The organism is Clostridium boliviensis, from assembly GCF_033342255.1.
In the GTDB taxonomy this organism is placed as follows: Bacteria; Bacillota; Clostridia; order Lachnospirales; family Lachnospiraceae; genus Lacrimispora; species Lacrimispora boliviensis.
Window position 1 is genome coordinate 1 of the sequence record NZ_JAWONS010000276.1, and the last position, 370, is coordinate 370.

General features: G+C 61.1%; 1 protein-coding gene. It reads right to left on the reverse strand.

Annotated elements, in window-relative coordinates:
- Nucleotides 1-370 (reverse strand): MFS transporter (locus RZO55_RS18115; RefSeq protein WP_318065665.1); only part of this gene is annotated, 370 nt, incomplete at both ends.

Consider the following 370-nt stretch of genomic DNA (forward strand, 5'->3'; position numbering starts at 1 on the left):
CTCCGGCATGTGGCTGGAGGGGAGGAGATCCGCCAGATAGGCCAATCCCAGGGAATAGAGGGAGCCGAGGAGCCCTCCGATCAATCCGAACAGGCCGAGCAACATCGCCGGTTCTCCGCTGAAGGAAGGGACGACCGCCAACCCCATTCCCCCCAGCAGGCAGATCGTCATCAGCACGTTTTTTCGACCGTACCGATCACTCAGCATGCCGAGGGGCATTTGCAACACGAGACCGCCGCACACAAAGGTGCTCAACAGGACGGAAATCCATCCCGTGCTCAGCCCCTCCCGGTGTCCGTATACGGGAAAGCGGGCCGCCAGCGACGCATCGAGGAACCCATATAAAAAAGCCGGACACAGGGCGACGAAG